Annotated in this window: 14 protein-coding genes and 1 tRNA gene; 10 read left to right on the top strand and 5 right to left on the bottom strand. The window is 65.2% G+C overall.

Annotation, left to right across the window (positions count from 1 at the left end; genetic code table 11):
* Positions 1-862 (top strand): PP2C family protein-serine/threonine phosphatase (locus VN461_03965; GenBank protein ID HXB53914.1); only part of this gene is annotated, 862 nt, incomplete at its 5' end.
* 77 nt (positions 863-939) lie between these two features.
* On the opposite strand, the gene VN461_03960 is transcribed toward VN461_03965, so the two are convergent.
* Positions 940-3,180: a PP2C family protein-serine/threonine phosphatase gene (locus VN461_03960; GenBank protein HXB53913.1), complete on the bottom strand. Its 2,241-nt coding sequence runs from the start codon at positions 3,178-3,180 to the stop codon at positions 940-942.
* A 36-nt stretch (positions 3,181-3,216) separates the two neighbouring features.
* Between VN461_03960 and VN461_03955 the strand changes: the two genes are divergently transcribed.
* On the top strand, positions 3,217-3,375 hold the full coding sequence (locus VN461_03955) for a hypothetical protein (GenBank protein HXB53912.1): 159 nt from the start codon (positions 3,217-3,219) through the stop codon (positions 3,373-3,375).
* Positions 3,376-4,452: 1,077 nt separating this feature from the next.
* Here VN461_03955 and VN461_03950 read toward each other — a convergent pair.
* A tRNA-Glu gene (locus VN461_03950) sits at positions 4,453-4,527 on the bottom strand.
* 141 nt (positions 4,528-4,668) lie between these two features.
* On the opposite strand from VN461_03950, the gene VN461_03945 reads away from it, so the two are divergent.
* Positions 4,669-5,526, top strand: coding sequence for a hypothetical protein (locus tag VN461_03945; protein ID HXB53911.1), 858 nt, complete (start codon positions 4,669-4,671; stop codon positions 5,524-5,526).
* Here VN461_03945 and gltX read toward each other — a convergent pair.
* Complete coding sequence (gltX, locus tag VN461_03940) at positions 5,523-7,001, bottom strand: glutamate--tRNA ligase (GenBank protein ID HXB53910.1); 1,479 nt, start codon at positions 6,999-7,001, stop codon at positions 5,523-5,525. The two genes, VN461_03945 and gltX, sit on opposite strands and share 4 nt — an antisense overlap.
* Before the next feature lie 63 nt (positions 7,002-7,064).
* Positions 7,065-7,772, bottom strand: coding sequence for a helix-turn-helix domain-containing protein (locus tag VN461_03935; GenBank protein ID HXB53909.1), 708 nt, complete (start codon positions 7,770-7,772; stop codon positions 7,065-7,067).
* A gap of 168 nt (positions 7,773-7,940) precedes the next feature.
* Between VN461_03935 and VN461_03930 the strand changes: the two genes are divergently transcribed.
* The 3 genes from VN461_03930 (at position 7,941) to VN461_03920 (ending at position 9,734) form a co-directional block, all read left to right on the top strand.
* On the top strand, positions 7,941-8,147 hold the full coding sequence (locus tag VN461_03930; protein ID HXB53908.1) for a hypothetical protein: 207 nt from the start codon (positions 7,941-7,943) through the stop codon (positions 8,145-8,147).
* A 177-nt stretch (positions 8,148-8,324) separates the two neighbouring features.
* On the top strand, positions 8,325-9,041 hold the full coding sequence (locus tag VN461_03925; GenBank protein ID HXB53907.1) for a hypothetical protein: 717 nt from the start codon (positions 8,325-8,327) through the stop codon (positions 9,039-9,041).
* A 12-nt stretch (positions 9,042-9,053) separates the two neighbouring features.
* Positions 9,054-9,734, top strand: coding sequence for a hypothetical protein (locus tag VN461_03920; protein HXB53906.1), 681 nt, complete (start codon positions 9,054-9,056; stop codon positions 9,732-9,734).
* Position 9,735: 1 nt separating this feature from the next.
* Here VN461_03920 and VN461_03915 read toward each other — a convergent pair whose 3' ends face one another.
* Complete coding sequence (locus VN461_03915; protein ID HXB53905.1) at positions 9,736-10,290, bottom strand: hypothetical protein; 555 nt, start codon at positions 10,288-10,290, stop codon at positions 9,736-9,738.
* A gap of 264 nt (positions 10,291-10,554) precedes the next feature.
* On the opposite strand from VN461_03915, the gene VN461_03910 reads away from it, so the two are divergent.
* The 4 genes from VN461_03910 (at position 10,555) to VN461_03895 (ending at position 18,022) form a co-directional block, all read left to right on the top strand.
* Complete coding sequence (locus VN461_03910; protein ID HXB53904.1) at positions 10,555-12,045, top strand: sulfatase; 1,491 nt, start codon at positions 10,555-10,557, stop codon at positions 12,043-12,045.
* A 200-nt stretch (positions 12,046-12,245) separates the two neighbouring features.
* The gene (locus VN461_03905) at positions 12,246-13,442 is read left to right on the top strand and encodes a carbohydrate porin (GenBank protein ID HXB53903.1); all 1,197 of its coding nucleotides are present in this window, start codon (positions 12,246-12,248) and stop codon (positions 13,440-13,442) included.
* Positions 13,443-13,698: 256 nt separating this feature from the next.
* Entirely contained in the window at positions 13,699-14,835 is a 1,137-nt protein-coding gene (locus VN461_03900) for an efflux RND transporter periplasmic adaptor subunit (GenBank protein ID HXB53902.1), read from the top strand.
* 4 nt (positions 14,836-14,839) lie between these two features.
* Complete coding sequence (locus tag VN461_03895) at positions 14,840-18,022, top strand: CusA/CzcA family heavy metal efflux RND transporter (protein ID HXB53901.1); 3,183 nt, start codon at positions 14,840-14,842, stop codon at positions 18,020-18,022.
* Positions 18,023-18,127 lie beyond the last annotated feature (105 nt).

The following is an 18,127-nucleotide window of genomic DNA, read 5'->3' as shown; positions in this document are numbered from 1 at the left end:
GATCGAGAACAGCCAGCTCGTGCACCGTCGGGCAGAGGAGGAGTTCCTGCGGCGGGAGATCGCCATGGCGTCGGACGTACAGCGGCGGTTGTTCCCGGACCGCCCGCCCGAGTCCCCGCACCTGGAACTGGCGGGCGTGTGTCGCCCCGCGCAGGCGGTGGGGGGTGACTACTACGACTTCCTGCGGCTGGGGGAAGGACGGCTCGGAATCGCGGTCGCGGACGTGGCGGGTAAGGGGATCTCGGCCGCCCTGCTCATGTCGGTGGTGCAGGCTTCCCTTCGCAGCCAGGCGGGCAGCGTCGCCCCCGGGCAACTCGTGGCGGCCATGAACGGGCTGCTCTATCGCTCCGCCGAGCGCAATCGCTTCGCCAGCTTCTTTTATGCCGAGTTTGCCGAGCACACCGGCCAGCTCACCTACGTCAATGCCGGCCACAACCCGCCCCTCTTGTTCCGGGGCAGCCGGGGGGGCGACGGGCCCGGCGCGGGCTCGTTGGCGAAGCAAGCGAGCTGGCCCGGCTCCGCGAACGAGGGAGGAGTAGCCGTCGCCCCGGAGCTGGTGACGGCTCTACGCCTCAGCACGGGGGGCCTCGTGATCGGCGCGTTGCAACGGACCACCTACGAGGAGTGCCGGATCCACCTCAACCCGGGCGATTTGCTGGTCGCCTACACAGATGGAATCACCGAGGCCTTCAGCCCGGAGGGTGAGGAGTTCGGTGAGGAACGCCTGGAGCAGGCTCTGTGGGCGGCGTCGGAACGACCGGCGGAGGGAATCGTCGGGGCTGTGATCCAAGCGGTGGACGAGTTCGCGCACGGCATGCAGCAGCACGACGACATGACGATGGTCGTGGCTAAGGTCCGATAGGCGCTCGAGATTCGAGCTCCCACGGGCCCAACCAACCCAGAGCTGGTTGGCCGCTCGTTCGGCACGGAATGGGACGCCTAGGTCCTGGGGGTTACCGTTAGTCCTTCAGCGTGTTGACCGGCTACGGCGGATTCAATCAGAACCCTCAATACCACCAAGGTCATGTCGTCGTGTTGCTCAGCACCCGCCGCGAACGAATCCGCGGCACCGATGATGCGCTCCACGGTCTCGGCCGCGCATAAGCCATCCGCGCTTCCCATCGTCGCTATCATCCCGCCTTCGCCCCACTCCTCATCCGCGGAGTTCATTGCCTCACTCACCCCGTCCGTGTAGGCGAGAAAGACGTCCCCGGGCTGAAGGGTGAGGGAAGCTTGATGGAAGGCGGGGTCGGCAAGCAGTCCCACGACGGTGCCCGTCGCCTCCAATCGCGATGGCATGCCGGCTCCGCCCGTTCGCCGAAAGAGCATGGGGGGGTTGTGCCCGGCGTTCACGTAGGTCAAGCGGCGAGAAGAAGGGTCGTACTGGGCGTAGAAAAACGTCGCGTAACGGTTCTCCGCCGTCGCATCGAACACCAGGCGATTCACGCTCTGAATGAGGGTGCACAGATCATCGGTGCCGCGCATGGCCTCGGCCCGGAGCGACGCTTCAAGGCTAGCCATCATGAGAGCGGCCGCAATTCCCTTGCCGGAGACATCGCCGATCGCAATGCCTAGCTTTCCCCCGGGTAGGGCCAGGAAGTCGTAGTAGTCCCCGCCCACGCCGAGCGCGGGGCGGCACTTGCCAAAGTAATCAAGCCCCGCGACTGCGGGCAGCCTCTGGGGGAACAAGCGCTCCTGAACCTCACGCGCGATTTCCAGCTCGCGGTTCAGCTTCTCGCGCCGGGCGACGCTTTCCGCTATGGTCGCGGTGAGGCGTGAGTTTTCGAGGGCAAGACCGGTCTGGGTCGCCACCGACTTAAGGAGCCGCAGGTCGCCGCCGGAATAGGGCTCCTCGGATCGCTTTTGACTGAGGCTCACGAACCCGAGGAGCTTGTCCTTCAAGGTTAGGGGCAACAAGAGCTCGCTTTCGAGCAGCTCGAGCTGGGCGCGTTCCTCCGGGGTCAGCTCGGGCGAACGGTTTACCCACGAGTTCGGATTGTCAAGATACACGCGCAGGGGGTTGCCCTCGCACCCGAGCTGACGAACCGTGACCGCGTTTGGGGGGAAGGTCACGTCTGGGATCTCGGGGTAACCGAGCGCGTAGGCGGGGCGATAGGGACCGCTACCATCTATCAAGACCGCGATGCGGGGCACGTGCATGGACTCCGCGATGCGCTCGGCGACCGTCATGAGCAAGGACTTGGTTTCGCCGATCGAGCGCACGCTGTCACTCAGTTCGCTCAGGATTTTCTCGGCCTGGTATGCGTCGCGGAAGAAACGGCGGTCCGTCCAGGCGTGTAGCCACTCGAGACCACTCCGCAGCCCGAACCAGACCCCAACCCCGGCCGCGATGATGGCATAAAAGGTCAGCCCGCCCCGGTCCACGCCCCTGAGGGCCCCCAGAACGGCGGCCCCGAGCGCGAAGCCGACCGCCAAGCGCAACAGACGGATGCCACCCTTGGCCACGGCATACTGCAGTCCCTGCCGGATGACCACCCGGACATCCATCGCCCGATGCACGACGATGACGTAGGCGAGGGTGACCGGGAAAAGAAAAAGGAGCAGAGAGGCGGGAGCGCTCACCCATTTTGGGACAGCAGCCTCGAGAAGCACGTGCTTGTAGTGAGCGATGATCGTGAGGACAAAGATGGGACTCAAGCTGACATTGGCGCCCCAGAAGAGGAGCCGGAGGCGCCTCTTAGCGTCCTTCGATCCGGCCCGGCCCATCTTGGCTCCGAGCGAGGCAAAGAACACCGCCACCGCGGCATAGGAGAGGAGGGAGACCACAGTGTTGGAATAGATATCCAGGCGTTCAAGGGGCATGACCGCAGCCAGGTTTTCCAGTTCACCCACAGCCTCGATCATGCTCGGCACCGCCAGGACGGCTAGGGGCACACCGATCAACCACTTGCACCAGTCCCACCAACGCCGGCGTTGGTCCGGAGCAAACGGCGCTGGGAAATAGATGCCAAACAGCATCATTCCCAAAGCCCACGTCGAGTTGAGGCCCCTCTGGTACACCTGTCCCAGATCGCGCCAGACCGCCCCCCAAGTCTCGACCCCCGGATAGGGGAACGCGGTGAAACTCAGCATGAGCGCCAAGAGCAGCCACGCCAAGGGATCCCGGGGCCTTACCGCGGCCACCCAGAATCCAAGCAGCAGACAGAAAAAGGGCATCATCACGAAGAAAATCAGGCTTAAGGCATCGCCCCATTCGTGGGCTCGCAGTGTGACGTGCACCGCGCGCTCTGGCTGTGGTTTTCCCCCCTCCCGGGAGCGGAGCTCTATCTGCAGGACATCACCGGGGCGGGCTTTAGCGAGCGCTTCGCCAAAGACCGCAATCCCCTCTACGCGTCGACCCTGGACGGCCATTAGTTCGTCGCCATCGCGAGCACCTGCGGCCAGGGCTTCAGGTGTCAATAGTCTGATCACCACTCCATTTGCGTCTGTTGCTACGTAGAAGGGGCTCGCGGCTCTATCCGGACCACCGAACCAGTGGGGATATTGGTATGCCGTCACTCGCGTCTGATAAGCGAGTGCGGTAACAAGGAGCAGGGCCAGGAGGCCGTATTGGCCGGCAGGGCTCTTGGGCACGCCCGGCTCCCGCGGCATAGAATTTGGCCGTAACTCTAGCATTGCCAGCGAGCTTCTTGCTTCACAAAGAGTTCTGACTGCTCACAGCTGCTCACTGTTGCGAAGCCCCAATCAGACACCGGAACACGCTGCAAAGCCCGCGTCAATTCTAGCCCGCGCGGGTTCTGTCCACGGCCTCCTTGTTGATTCAGCCTCCCCTACTGCCCGAAAAACCGAGTGAGCTGCCAAAGAACGAAGACCCACAGCTGCTCGAGATGCCGCACGAGACCCCGAGGTAAGTCGATCGACGGTTCTGCCCGAATGCCATCCTTCGTCCTGCCGCCGCCAGTCGCCGCATAGACGCGTCTCACGCTGCTTTGATGAGCGCGGGCTTCAGGGTCGGGCCCCGGGACTGCCTTCAGCACGAACGCATACGCATACATCAGAGTGAAGAATGGATTGAAGTGCCACACGCAGGGCAGGCGAACGGTCTTAGGAAAATGCGCTCTCGGCTTGATGGGACGCGAGGAGCAGCCCAGTGATATTGAAGAGCGAGAACGCGGCAACATGCCTCGCAGATGGTCAGGCGTTGCTCGACGTACACGAGATCCCCTTGCAAAGAAAGACGGCCGGTAAGGCAAGGCGGTTCCGCTCAACCGAAACGAAGTGTCCTTCGTCACTCCCCGCAAGTGTCTGTCGAAACCAGGCCTACGCTGCGGCCTCACGTTCAGCTCCTGCATCGCCTGCGGTCAGCTTCAGGGGTTCGGGGGACGGTGACTACAACGACGCGCTTCCTGCGAGGGATTGTGGGCGAGGCCTGTAAAGAACAGGATCGGGAAGCCGCGGGCCGCCGAAAGATGTAAGTGATTGAATCTAGGTTGGTAGCGCTACAGGGAATCGAACCCTGGTTTGATGGCTGAGAACCATCCGTCCTAACCCCTAGACGATAGCGCCACTCATCAATATAGGGATGAAAGCCGGGGGGTGTCAAGGACGAGCGGGCAGAACCAATAATCCGTCTTAAAGGCCGGCCGACAAGAAATGGTGGGCTGGGGTCTTCCCAGGATATGCTGCTCCTTGGGACGAGGAGGAAACATGAGACCACTGACCGTGCTGGCCCTGGCTGCGCTCGCCCTTCCCTTCTCCGCCGCCGCCCAAAGCCGGGAGGAGGCACGACCGCGCGACCTGCAGCGCCTTCAGGACGACCTCCGCAACCTCGACGAGGATCTCCGGGCCCTCGAGCCGGGCGACTCGCGGGCCGAGGCCTTCCGGCAACGGGCGGAGGAGATCCGCGAAGACACCATTGCCCTTAAGGTAAAGATGCGTCGCCAGGAGCGCAGCGGCCAGGAGGGAACGGGCGTTGGCATGGACGAGGTCGAGGAGCTGCGGCGGTCCATTCGTCAGCTCCGGGACGACCTGGAGCGGGCGTTCGGGGCAGACAACCGGCGGGAGGTGCAGATCCCGGAAGGAACGCAGTTCAGGGTGCGCCTGGACGAGCCCCTCTCCTCGCGTACGGCACGACGGGAGGACCGCTTTGAGGCCTCCGTGTTCCGCCCCGTCCGCAGCGAAGGCGTGCTTGTCATCCCTGCGGGCGCCCGGATCAGGGGCATCGTGCGGGACGTGGAGCCCGCCCAGCGCCCTTCGAAAGGCGGAAAGCTGGACCTGGACTTCGACACCCTCTATCTGGATCGTGATCGGCTGGACATCCGAGCCCGAGTGGTTTCCCTCAATGACGGCGAAGGGACGGGGGAGACCGCGAGCAAGGCGGGGATCGGCGCGTTGCTGGGTGGCGTCCTGGGCGGGATCTTGGGCGGGAACAAAGGCGCCATCGCCGGAATCTTGATCGGGGGGACGGGGGCCGTGGTCGGCACCCGAGGAGACGAGGTGGAGCTGCCAGCGGGCACCATCCTCATCGTTCGCCTGGACCGCCCGTTCGTGGTTCCGCGCCGCTAAAGGCGCTGGGCGGCGTCACGCAGCCGCGCCACCACACGCCCACGACTGATGCATTCGAGCGCGGGGAACAGCGAGGGACCGACCGAACGGCCCGTGACCGCGGTACGGACAGCGTTGATGAGAACGCCCGCCTTGATCCCAAGCTCCTCCGCATAGGCCCGCAACGCGGTCTCCGAGGAAGCGGCATCGAAGGGATCGAGGCTCTCGAAGCGGCGGGCGAGCTCGGGCAGCCACTCGGAGAGGCGCGGCTCTTTCTTAAGGTTCTTCTCCACCGCTTCCGGATCGCGGTCGAATGTGTCGTCGAAGTAGGCGCGGCCCGCCTCCCCGAAATCGAGAAGGGTGACGTAGCGTGGTCGGATGAGATCCACCGTCTTCTCCAACCATGCGCGCTCGGGGCGATCCGCTCCCCACTTCTCCTGCCAGAGGCCCGCCTGCTTGAGCACGGCCTCCACCCGGGGGAGAAGGTCGGGAAGGGGCATGCGCGAGAGGTATTGCTGGTTCAGGAAGAGGGCCTTGCGGTCGGTCCACTGCCGGGGATCCGTTTCCGAGAAGGTGAGGATGGCGTTGGAGCGGCCGATTCCTTCCAGGCTGAAAGCCTGGATGAGCTCTTCCGTAGTGTAGATCTCGCGGTCATCCCCCCCCGACCAGCCCAGGAGGGCGAGGAAGTTACGAAAGGCCTCGGGCAAGAAGCCGCGGTCGCGGTAGGTGGTGAGCGAAACCACGGGGCCGTGGCGCCGCTTGGATAGCTTGGTGCGGTCGGGGGCGTTGATCAGGGGCAGGTGAGCGAAGCGCGGCGGTCTGACCCCCAGGGCCTCGTAGAGCAGGATCTGCTTGTGGGTATTGGAGAGGTGGTCCTGGCCTCGAATGACGTCGGTGATCCGCATTTCCACGTCGTCGCAGACGACCACGTGGTTGTAAAGAGGCGTGGCGTCGGGGCGCAGGAGCGCGAAATCCTCGATGTCCCGGTGGCGGCGTTCCTGGGTGCCATAGACTTTGTCTTCGAAGCGTGTGAGCCCGTCGTCATCAGGGACCCGAAAGCGGATCGCAAACGGTTCTCCGGCGCCGGCCCGGCCCGCCGATGCCTCCTCCGAGAGACCGCGACTCTCGTGATCGCGCAGCCAGGGCCGGCCCTCAGCGGTGGCCAGCTTGCGCTGGGCCTCTAGCGCTTCGGGGGTCGCGAACGACCGGTAGGCCTTGCCTTCCTCCAGTAGCCGACGGGCGATCGCCCGGTGCCGCTCGATGCCCTCGCTCTGAAGGTAAGGCCCCTCGTCCCAGTGCAGGCCCAGCCAGTCGAGCCCTTCCAGGATGCTGCGGGTGTTCGCATCGGTGGACCGCTCGCGGTCGGTGTCCTCAATGCGAAGGATGAAGGTGCCCTGGTTCTTACGGGCCCAGAGCCAGTTGAAGAGAGCGGTGCGAGCTCCCCCGACATGGAGATAACCGGTGGGGCTGGGAGCAAAGCGGACCCGTACTGTCATGCAGCCGGGATTCTACGCCCTCCGGGGGTTGGAGGGAGCGTGAGGCCCCCCGGAGGGATCGACTCAGATGGTGGCGGGACGCAGCCGGGTCTTAGGCACCCGCTCGCGCGGGATGTTGTATCGCTGCAGCCGCAAGTAGATCGTGCGTCGTGTCACGCCCATGAGGCGCGCCACGCGGGCGATGTTCCACTCGTTGCGGTTGAGAAGCAGCAACAGCTTCTCGCGCTCCATGTCTTCCACCGGCGTCCGTTCGAGGTACGTCTCCCAAGCGTCGGCCTGAGCCCGCGCGCGGTCCCGGACGGGCACGTTGTCCGTCACCGCCTTGGCCACGATCCGCGAGAACTTGGTGAGCCGCTCGAGGTCGTGGGACGCACAAAAGTGGGGGTCATGGCTGTCCACGTAGAGCAACGCCACCAGGGTCTCCGCCTCGAAGACCGGCACCACCGCGAAGCTGGCCGCGCCCGATTGATCCCCATTCTCTGGCGGTAGCCTCCGCTCGACCGTACGGTCCGGAACGTAGAACGTCTCCCCCTTCCGCAGGGAATCGCGGCTGCGGCTCCAGACGGTCTCAACCGCATCGAGCACCGCTTGATCGATCCCGCGGGAGGCGAAGAGCGCGACCCGGTCGTCGGAGCACGAAAAGACAGCCCCGCTACGGCCGTTGTTCAGCGACATGACGACTTCCAACGTCCGCTCCGCCAGACGTCGTGGATCGTCTGCGCCGACCACAAGGTCGGCGAACTGATCAATGAGGTCCACGCGACGTTTCACAGGCTCACCTCCAATTGGGAACCCAATATTAACCGTTTCCTAGCAGCCACGTCAAGAAGTTGGACCCTCCAGAACCGGTCTTCGCGACAACGGTACATGTTACGTATATCACAATTGACAAGAAGTGTATACTGACCACCGCAGTACACACTAACAAGGGAGGCGAAAATGCTCTGGATCTTCATGATGGTGTCTTTGTTCAGGTTTGACGGTGACTTAGGGGGCGTGGGGTTCGGCGGAGGCGTGAGCGGTACGCTGCGGGCCAATGACGGCATGACCGGGATCCCCCCCAAGGCCAATGATGGCATGACGGGCATCCCGCCGAACGCGGCCTATCACGCCTTGGATGGAATGACCGGGATCCCCCCGCGGTGATTTGGCTTTCCGGAAAGAGGACACCTGGGTTTCCGGGTGCTTCTCCCGGCTTTAGGGATTACACTAGGGACCGCCGCGACGAAAGTGCGGGTTTCCCCCTAACGGGGGGGAGGGGATACGCTCCCGTAGTCGGCTCCTTGGCTGCGGGACGCCGGCGGCGAGGCGTCGATGGGTCACATGAGCCTGATCGAGATCGCCGTCGCGCTCGCCGGGGATTTGCTGATCCTGGCGGCCGTGGTCGGGATTGTCATTCGGCGGCGCTACCGCATCTGCCCCACGTTCGTGCTGTACCTGGGGGCGGTGCTGACGTTCGACCTCCTGGTGATCTTCGGGCCAGCGTGGTTTTACACCCGGATGGCCTGGGTCCTGAAGGAAGTCTTCGTCGCCGCCCTCCGCTTCGGGGTGGCTCTCGAGTTGTCCTTCCGGACCTTCCGCGCGTTCCCAGGAGCGCGGTCCACGGCGAGGGGCGTGGTGCTTCTACTCTTGGCCGTAACGTTTGTGACGGTGTTGGCCGTGACCGGGGACGGCAGCCAGAGCACGGCCTCCGCTCCCCCTACGTTCGAGCTGATCGCGGGACGCATCCAGCCGCGCTTGGTGAACGGGACCATCTGGCTCTTCGCCGCCATCGCGGCCACGATCCTCTGGTACCGGCTTCCCGTAGATCCCTTCCACAAAGCCATCTTAATCGGGTTCGTACCTTACTTACTCGTCTTCACTACCGGTCTCAACGTTCTGGACAGTTATGGCTGGGACCTTCGGACCCTCGTGAACTACGCGGACGTGGGCGCCTATATTGCTCTCATGGCTTACTGGGCGCGCGCGGCTTGGCTGCCCGCTGCCGCCCCCATCCAGGCCCCGGAAAGGGTCCGGGCCCTGCAGCGACTGCCGGGCTAGGAAGGACAAGGCGTGGGCGTATTCTGGATGATCGGTCTCTCGGCGCTAGGGTGCCTGGTCGTCCTCTTCCTGTTCGGGCTGCGCAACGAGCGGGCCGTCCGGCGAGATTGGGAACTGCTTCTCACGCCGCGGGGCGAGAAACTCTACAAGAGCATCGAGGGCCGCGTGCACTCTGAGATGGCCCTGGCCGAGCTGACCTACGACGAGGCCTTCTCCGTCCGCGAGCTGGGGTCGGTGGACGAGGCCATCCACCTCATAGACGTGGGCTACCGAGTGATCGAGAAGTTCGCCCCCAACATGCTGAAGCTCCTCGCTGCCATGGCCACCTTCTCCCGCATGGTCTCGGCTATGGCCCCCGTCAACCCCCTTCGCCCCCGCGACTTCAAACTGGCCCAGATCGTGAGCCTTGCTTACCTGAACGGACTCCTTCACCAGTTCTTGGTTTCCACCGCGGAACGGTACCGCTTGCGGGTCTACATCCTGGGCCGCAGCTTCGCCCTCGGGGCCCGCTTCCTCATGGAGTCCACCCAGCGGATCGTGAGGAAGGAGCCCGAAGCGGACCGGGAGTGGGACCAGATTCAGGCCATCCGTCAGGATTTCCAGACCCTCACCACCGAGTCTCTGGACAGCCTCAAGGTTCTCCTGACCTCGCTGGCGGCGGAGAAGCGCGAGGACCTCCTCAAGCGGTTCTGATCTAAGGCCGGTCGCCGGGCAGGGACGAAGACGGGGCCGCCGACGGTGCTCCCCAGCGAAGCAGGACGCGCTCGATTTCGGGCCGCTGGCCGGGCGTACCCTGGGTCTCCCTCACCACCCCCACCCCCGGCGCGATCCACAGGACCGATGCATTGTGCCGGGTGCGCAGCGCGCAGCGCAGGGCTGGGAACGTGCCCGCGGGAACCGTCACCTCCTCTACCTCCTCCACCGTCCAGGCCGCTCCTGCTCCGGACGGCGGTCCCGAGCGGCCCAGCTCGAGAGGAACGGGCAGCGCGTCCTCGCCCGTCCAAGGCGTGAGACGAATCCAACCCGGCCCAGACTCCACGGGCCCCGACGTGGGATCAGCGCCACCATTCTGTCGAATGTACGGACGTACGCTGCTTCCACGGACTTCGAAACGGGTGGTATCGTCGCTGGTCGAGTCGAGGCTCCCTATGTGTTCAGTATAGGACTCCCGGTACTCCCACCAAGTGCCCGGAACCAGAGGGACGGCGAAGTCCAGGAAGCGAGCCAGGAGGATGAGGATCAGCCACACCGAGGGCGCCCCTCCCTCACGGCGTAGTATCTAGGGCTCCCTTCATCCGATTCGGAGCTTCCCTCGGCTCGGGGATGATCTTGACGGGTTTCTTCTCTGTCTGATCGCGCTTCTTGGGCCACCGGAGCGCGTAGCCTACCATGACCGATGACACCGATCGCTTGAGGAGAGCCGCGGTGGCCGGTAGCAACACGCTACGGTACACTCTGGATCCCAGCTCAAGCGACCCGACGTTTGCGGGGTCGAGGAGGAGCGTTCGACACCATGGGCCCTGCCCTCAAATCAATCAGCCGGCGTCCAGCGGGAGTGAGCCTGCTGGTTTGCACGAGTCTTTTCATGGCCTCCTGCGGGGGCTCGTCCTCGCCCGCCCCACCCGCCCCCACGCCGACTCCGCTCCCACCGCCCAACATCGTCTTCATCCTCACGGACGATCAGGACACGCAATCGATGCCCTTCATGCCCAAGGTCAAGTCGCTTCTTGCCGACCAGGGAGTCACCTTTACGCGGAACTTCGTCGCGACCTCTCTCTGCTGCCCCTCGCGGGCCTCGATCCTGACCGGCCAATATGCCCACAACCACCACGCCCTCGCCAACTCGGCGCCCGCCGGGGGCTACGACATCCTGCTCACGCAAGTCTCGGAGGCGTCCATGCTGGCCCCCTGGCTCAAGGCGGCTGGGTATCGCACGATCTTCGTCGGCAAGTACATCAACGGCTATGGGATAGGTGACCCCGCCCACGTGCCCCCGGGCTGGGACGACTGGCATGGGGATTTTGCTCCGGGGGGCGAACCCGACTCCGGCGACTACTACGATTTCATCATCAACGACAACGGTGTTGTCACACGCGACAAGCAGGATTACCTCACCGACGTGCTGACCCAGAAGGCGGTGGCGGGCATCCAGGCCGCGGCGGCAAAGGGCCCGGAGCCATTCTTCCTCTACTTGGCTCCACCCGCGCCCCACACCCCGGCGATCCCCGCCGACCGACACAAGGGCCTTCTCGCCGATCAAAACGCTCCCCGCGTCCCTTCCTTCAACGAGGGGGACGTGAGCAACAAGCCGAACTGGCTCCAGGACTTGCCCCTCTTTACCGACAAGGTGGAGGTGCAGATCGATACCCTGTACCAGAATCGGCTGATGACTATGCTGGCCGCGGACGACATGGTCGAGAAGATCGTGCAGGAGCTCCAGGCGGACGGCCGGCTCGCGAATACCTTCATCCTCTTCACTTCCGACAACGGCTTCATCCTGGGACCTCACCGGTTTCCCCACGGGAAGGAAGCGGCGTACGAGGAGTCCGTACGGGTCCCCCTGATAGTGCGGGGCCCGGGCGTGCCGGCCGGCCAGACCCGCGACCAGATCGTAGCCAACATCGACTTTGCCCCCTCCTTCGCGGAGTGGGCCCACGCCACCCCCCCCGACACCGTCGACGGGCGCTCCTTCGCTCCCCTTCTAACCGCCTCGCCACCGACGGATTGGCGGCGGGACCTCCTCCTCGAGCACTGGCAGAACCTATCCGACCCCGACAATCCCAAGCAGGTCCGGGGGGGCATTCCGACCTTCTATGGCCTACGCACCGCCGACCAGAAGACCTACGTGGAGTACGTCACGGGCGAGATCGAGCTCTACGACATGACGACCGATCCTTACCAGCTGAACAACCTGGGCAACCAGGCCCCCTCCACAACCCTCGGGCCCCTCAGCAGCCGGGTCGCCATTCTCAAAACCTGCCGAGGGGCCGCGTGCCGAAACTAGGACCGGGAAGAAGAGAGCGCGCCCTCCAAGGAACGGCACGTTCCGGGCCCCCGAGGGACCGCAGGGCGTGGCCAGCCCTGCGGACGTTGAGTCTGGGGATCCTGCTCTCGGCCAACCCCCTCCTCCGCGGCCAAGAGGCATCCCCAGCGGAGTCCCCGGAATCCCCTCCCTGGTGGAATTTCCATTTTCAGCAGACAATCGTGACCCAGCACCACGGGAGCTTCCCCGCCGCTTATTCCGGCCAGAACAGCCTGATCCCGGTAGCCGAGTCCAAGACCTCGGTCACGGCGACGATCTGGGCGGGTGCCAAGCTTTGGAAGGGGGCCGAGCTCTACACCAGCCCGGAGTTGAGCGGCGGCGACGGCTTGAGCCGGACGTCGGGAATCGCGGGCTTTCCGAACGGAGAGGTCTACCGCATAGGCAACGCCGCCCCGATCGTAGTCGTGGCTCGGCTCTACCTCCAACAGACCTTCGGCTTCGGCGAGGACACCGAGCCGGTCGCGGATGCGCCCGACCAGCTCCCTGGCCGCTACCCGGTTCGGCGCCTGGTCGTGAAGTTCGGCAAGTTCAGCTTGACCGATTCCTTCGACGACAACCGCTTCAGCCACGACCCCCGGGGGCAGTTCCTGAACTGGGCCCTGATGGACAACGGGGCTTGGGACTACGCCGCCGACACCCGGGGCTACACCTGGGGCGTTCACGCCGAGTACCAGGAGCGGGGCTGGGCCCTCCGGGCCGCCGCCGTGCTCGTACCGGTCGTGGCCAACCAGCTGCAGCTGGACCTCCGAATCCACGACGCCCACGCGTGGAATTTCGAGGGGGAGCGAAAGTACAGCCTCTTCGGGCACCCCGGTGCGGCCCGCCTCTTCCTCTACCGCAACCTGGCTCGCATGGGAAATTACCGCGAGGCGCTGGCGCTGTCCCCGACCGCCCCCGACATCACCCAAACCCGCAGGTACGGCCGGGACAAGAACGGAGCCGGGATCGGCTTGGAGCAGGAGGTGGCCGAGGACGCGGGGCTCTTTATGCGGGTGGGCTGGAGCGACGGCCGCAACGAGACATGGGCGTTCACGGAGATCGACCGAACCGCCAGCCTAGGCGCGCTCTGGAGCGGCAAGGCTTGGGGGCGCAAGAAAGACTCCGTGGGAGGCGCTCTGGTCGTCAACGGCCTCTCGCGGGACCACAGGGACTACCTCGCCGCCGGAGGCTACGGGTTCATCATCGGGGACGGGGCGCTCCGTTACGGTTCAGAGCTGGTCCTGGAGGCCTTTTACAACCTCCAGCTCCCCCACGGCTTGAGCTTGAGCGGCGACTACCAGCACGTCGTGAATCCCGCCTACAACCAGGACCGCGGTCCGGTCGACATCGTAGGGTTTCGCGCGCATCTCGAGTTCTGAGAGGCCACGTCAGCGCCAGCACGCCCCGGGATGGAGGGCCCCCATTCCGCGCCTCCGGGTGCGACGCCTACTCAGGGGCTGCTCCGTGACCCACTCGTGCGTTGTGAACGCTAGGATGGTAGTCTTTGCAGGAGGTGCAATGTCGAACGTGCCCTTCTCTGGCGCCCGGTCATAGCCCAGTCCTTCGACACTGTTTCAAAATGGTAGGGGACGATCGTCTGCCCCTGGGGGCGGCCGCGAGCAGGGATCTAAGAGAATGACTCGGCCATCGACTCTCCTGATCATCACCCTCTCCCTGGCCAGCGCGGCCGCCTGCGGCCGGGCCCAAGACCCCACCGCCGGGAATCAGCCGCCCCCGGGCGAAGCCTGGCTCTCCCCGGAGCGGCTGGCCAAGGCCGGGATTGTGGTGAGTCCGGTCGGGGAGCAGCCGGTGGGCAACGCGGTGGTGACCAGCGGCCGCGTCACCTTCGACGATGCTCGCGTGACCCACGTCTTCGCCCCCGTGAACGGGCGGGTGGTGCGGGTTCTGGCCCAGCCGGGCCAGTGGGTGGAGCGCGGGAGCGCCCTCCTGGCCATGGCGTCACCCGACATCGGCCAGGCTTTCTCCGACTTCGTCAAGGCCAAAGCCGACTTGACCGCGGCCCAGAGCGAGTTCCAGCGGCAGAAGGAGCTGGTCGACGCCCATGCCGGCGCCCGTCGGGACTTGGAGGCGGCGGAGGACAACTTTCGCAAGGCCCAGGCCGAGCTGGATCGTGCCCAGCAGAAGGTCTCCCTTCTCGCCCCGGGCTCGGACGCGCAGGTCACCCAGGACTACCTCCTACGCGCGCCCATTGCCGGGGAGATCATCGCCCGGAATGTCAACCCCGGAACCGAGGTTCAGGGGCAGTACTCAGGTGGGACCGCGGTCGAGCTGTTCACCATCGGAGAGCTGGACCGGGTCTGGATCCTGGCTGATATCTATGAGGTGGACCTGCCAAAGATCAAGAAGGGCGCAACCGTGACGGTGAAGGTCATCGCCTACCCTGACAAGGGATTCCAGGGGACGGTGGACTGGATCTCAGGCGCCCTCGACCCCGTCTCCCGCACCGCCCGGGTGCGTTGCTCCATCCTCAACCCCGGCCGGGAGCTTCGCCCCGAAATGTACGCCACGGTCTCGATACTGCTGGGGGAATCGCGAGCCCTGGGGGTGCCGCGCTCCGCCGTTTTGCGCCTTGGCGACCGCACGGTGGTCTTCGTGGAGAAGGGCCCGGCGCCCGGTGGTCTCCTCCGGTTCGAGCCCCGAAACGTCAGGATCGGGGACGGAGGGGGGGACCCCGTGGCCGTGCTCGAGGGACTGGCGGCCGGAGACAGGGTTGTGACGGGGGGGGCAATCTTCCTCGCGGGAATGATTTGACGGCATGATCCAGCGCATCGTCGATTTTGCCCTCAGGTTCCCGGGGGTCATCGTCCTTCTCACCCTGGGCCTCGTGGTGGCGGGGGCCGTCTCCTACGACCTTCTCAACATCGAGGCCTATCCGAACCCCGTCCCTCCGCTGGTGGAGGTCATCGCACAGCCGGAGGGCCGGAGCGGCGAGGAGGTCGAACGCTACACGACCATTCCCGTCGAGGTGAGCCTCTCCGGCATGCCCGGCCTTGACCACATCCGCTCCCAGTCTCTCTTCGGGCTCTCCGACGTGAAGTGCTATTTCCGCTGGGGAGCCCGCTATGAGGACTCCCGGCAGGAGGTCATCAACCGGCTGTCCTTCCTCCAGCTGCCGGGTAACGTCCAGGCCCAGATCTCCCCTTCCAACGCGGTGGGAGAGGTCTTCCGCTACTTCCTGAAGGGGAAGGGCTACTCCTTGATGGACCTGAAGACGGCCGAGGACTGGATCCTAGAGCGCGAGTTCAAGCGCGTCCCGGGGGTCATCGACGTGGTGAGCTTTGGAGGCCTCACCAAGCAATATCAGGTGGCGGTGGATCCTCATCGGCTGCGGGCCTACGGGGTCACCCTGGCCCAGCTCCAGGCCGCCATCAGCAACGCCAATCAGAACGTGGGGGGGCAGCGCCTGACCATCGGGGAGCAGTCGTACGACGTGCGCGGGGTGGGCCTCATCGGTTCCTTGAACGACGTGGGCAACATCGTGGTGGCCGTCCAGAGGGGCGTCCCCATCCGGGTGCGGGATGTGGCCGAGGTCGCGATCGGGAGCAAACCGCGCCTGGGCATCGTCGGCCACGACGACGAGCCCGACGCCGTGGAAGGTATCGTCCTCATGCGCTACGGGGGTGAGACCTCTCCCACGCTGAAGGGCATCAAGGAGCGCGTGGAGCACATCCGTCGGCTTCGCCTCCTCCCCCCGGGCATGACCCTCGAGCCCTACTACGATCGCGGGGACCTTGTGGATGCCACTACCCACACGGTCCTGGAGAACCTGCTCCTCGGCATGGTGCTGGTCATCATCGTACTCCTCGGTTTCCTCGGCCACCTACGGGCGGGGTTGATCGCGGCCGTAAACATTCCCCTCGCCCTCCTGGCCGCGTTCTGCGGGGCGGTGGCCACGCACACCTCGGCGAACCTGATCTCGCTGGGAGCGGTGGATTTCGGCATCATCATCGACTCCACCGTAATCATGATCGAGAACATAGTCCGTCACCTCGGGAAGCACTCAGTGGGAACCCTGCGCGTCCGCATATCCACTGCCGCCGCTGAGGTGGGCACGCCCATGGCCTTCTCCACCCTCATCATGGGCGTGGCCTTCCTCCCCCTATTCACCATGACCGGCGTCTCGGGCGTGATCTTCTCCCCCCTCGCCCACACGTACGCCTTCGCCATCGGGGGAGCCATCTTCATGGCGCTCACCCTGACCCCCGTGCTGGCCCGGCGTTTCCTGCGCGTTCACGATGAGGAGACGGAGAGCCGCTTCATGCGATCCTTGCAGGGGCTCTACACTCCCCTCTTCCGTTTCGGCATCAAGACCTCGCGGCTCGCCCTCCTCTACCTGATCGGCCCCGTCGCCCTCTGCGCTCTGCTCCTCCACTTCATCGGGCGCGAGTTCATGCCCAAGCTGGAGGAGGGCAATCTCTGGATCCGGGCCACCCTGCCCAACTCGGTCGCCCTCGAGGTGTCCTCGCGCTCAGTGGGGACCATGCGCAACATCGTCCGGAAGTATCCCGAAGTGACCACGGTCGTTTCCCAGCTGGGGCGGCCGGACGACGGCACCGACGTCTCTGGGTTCTTCAACATCGAGCTCTTCGCCCCCTTGAAGCCATCCAGCGAGTGGCCCGCGGGCTGGACGAAGGAGAAGATCATCGAGAACATGTCCCGAGACCTCCAAGAGGCATTCCCGGGGATCGTCTTCGGATTCTCGCAGATGATCTCCGACAACGTGGAGGAAGCCTTGTCCGGGGTCAAGGGTGAGAACAGCGTGAAGATCGTGGGTCCGGATCTCAAGGTCAACCAGCAGCTGGCGGAGAAAGTCGTGGAGGTCATGGCCGGGGTTCCGGGGGTCAAGGATCTGGGACTCTTCAGCTCACTAGGCCAGCCCAGCGTCAAGATCATCCCCGATCGGGAGATGTGCTCCCGCTATGGCCTCAATACCGGCGACGTAGAAGCGGTCGTGCAGGCGGCCATCGGAGGACAGACCGCGACCCAGGTCTTCGAAGGGGAGCGGCAATTCGACCTCGTGGTCCGTTGGAAAGAGCCCTTCCGTCGCGATCTGGAGGCCATCCGGCGCATCACGGTGTCCGTACCCGATGGAACGCAGATTCCCCTCGCCCAGATCGCGAGGATAAGCGAGGAGGACGGTCCCTCCGTCATCTACCGGGAGGACGGCCGCCGGAACACGCCCGTGAAGTTCTCGGTGCGCGGGCGCGATCTGGGCGGCGTCATCAGCGAGGCTCAGGAGAGAATCTCCCAGCGGGTGGCGATACCCCCGGACACCCACCTGGAATGGGCGGGGGAGATCAATGAGCTGGAGGAGGCCCGCGGGCGCCTCATCGTCGTCATTCCCATCACCCTGGCCCTCATTACTTTCCTGGCCTACAGCTCTGTGCGGAGCGCCGCCTTGACCGTGGTCGTGCTCGCCAACATCCCCATCGCCTGCACGGGTGGGCTCATCGCCCTCCTCCTTACCGGCATCAACAACTCCGTGTCCGCGGCGATGGGCTTCGTGTCGGTCTTTGGCATCGCCATCCAGGATGCGATCCTGGTCGTCACCTACGCGCAGCGAGAATGGGATGCGGGGAGATTAGCCGAGGAGGGGGTCCTGAACGCGGCCCAGCACCGCCTGCGGGCCGTGCTCATGACCACCTTGGTCGCTATGTTCGGCCTGCTCCCGGCCGCGCTTTCCAACCGCCTCGGGGCCCAGACCCAGAAGCCCTTGGCGGTGGTGGTGATCGGGGGCGCTCTGGCCCTGGCCCTCTTGAGCCGGGCCCTTCAGCCCGCCCTCCTCCTGGCCGCCCACCGCTTCCTGCCCAAGCCGGGCACCGACGAGTTCCTAGCTTCCCCTCAGCGGCGCGCAAACGACTACCACCACGAGATGCATCCCGAGCACGACCACCGGCCGGGACCGGGCGGCGGCCCCGGAGAAGGGGGCAAATCGTGATCCGAGGAGGCTTCCGCGCGCCGGGGCGAGATCGGGAGGGGCAGACGCTTCTGCCCGCCACGCCGCTTCGGTCTCGGGAAAGGGAGATGGTCCCCCCAGCGACCG

It is taken from the genome of Vicinamibacteria bacterium, from assembly GCA_035570235.1.
Classification (GTDB): domain Bacteria; phylum Acidobacteriota; class Vicinamibacteria; order Fen-336; family Fen-336; genus DATMML01.
Note: the sequence above shows the minus strand (reverse complement) of the source record. Positions and strands in the feature narration are given on the sequence as shown.